Origin of the sequence: Crocinitomix catalasitica ATCC 23190 (genome assembly GCF_000621625.1) — a bacterium.
GTDB classification, from domain to species: Bacteria; Bacteroidota; Bacteroidia; order Flavobacteriales_D; family Crocinitomicaceae; genus Crocinitomix; species Crocinitomix catalasitica.
Genome location: NZ_JHXV01000075.1, coordinates 1 through 1131 on the forward strand (window position 1 = coordinate 1; position 1131 = coordinate 1131).

The 1131-nt window shown below is 32.6% G+C and carries 1 protein-coding gene; it reads left to right on the forward strand.

Annotated features, from left to right (window positions below; all coding sequences use genetic code 11):
• Window positions 1-113: 113 nt before the first annotated feature.
• Window positions 114-842, forward strand: a complete 729-nt coding sequence (locus T367_RS0118375; RefSeq protein ID WP_027421140.1) for a hypothetical protein — start codon at window positions 114-116, stop codon at window positions 840-842.
• The last annotated feature ends 289 nt before the right edge of the window (window positions 843-1131 follow it).

A 1131-nucleotide genomic window follows, 5' to 3' on the forward strand; every position in this document is an offset into this window, starting at 1 on the left:
AGGAACTATTAAAAATAAAGAAAAACTAAACCTAACAACAAGCAAAATTTACAGCAAAGCTGTTCGGCATAAATGCCTAATTTTGCTCAAACGTTGTAGAGCACGAGAAACAAGTGAATAAATTACCGAAACAAATCCGTCAATATTTTTATCAAACCATTTATGGCAAGGTCACTTTGCATGAATTTGAAAATTGGATTTATACCAATAAAAGTATTGAAAGTTTAATCGGTGAAGACCAATATTTAGAACTTATATCTTTCAACTATAAAAAAGACGGTGCCAAATATGAACTAGTGAATTTACTTTCTGAGAAATTCATTGGTTTAGGCGATTATGAAAAATGGAAATTGTTAAACAGCTTAAATATTGCCTTGTTGAGGGATAATCGTTTAGCAAATGTTTTGAGAGAATTCTATGATTTATATTGCTATGGTTACCATTTTCTTAACGACTTAGGACTAGGTTATGGCTTAACAATAGAAGTTCCACCTACTCCACAATATAATGCAGAAAGTTGGGAAGAATTATCAAAAAATGAACAAAATGAAATACTTGAAAGTTTTTATCCTCAACTACAATTAGATATTGAACGTACTATTGAATGGATAGAAAATGGAAAAATAATATTAACGGGTACAAAAGACGAAATTGGCAACTATGAATATGAGGATTTGAGAACCGAGCTGGAGAGAAAATCTACCGTTTGGGTAACGTATGAAGAACAGGTAATGGATAGAACAAAACTTGTTGAATCTCAAAGTAAAATGCAAGTATCAAAAATAACTGGAACTAAATTTAAAGGTGGTCTAATTGCTAAACTAAAGCGATTGTTCAATTAGGTGAAAAAAGCTCCACAACACCATATATGCCCCATAGGCAAAGCTTGGCGAATAAGGAAAGTACGTCACTTTCTGCAAGAGCGCCAAATCACTGATTTGGCTTTATTCTGAAAAATTAAAACAAAATGCAGCGAGTTGGCTTGGTGAAACTTGGAAAATCCGTAACTTTCTTTTTTGCCTACATGGCATATACTTACCGTTAGGTTTAATTATGAAAAGGATTCTACTAATAGCAATATTGATATCGACTGCTAATGTCTATGCTTGTTCCTGTATTGGGAAGAACACA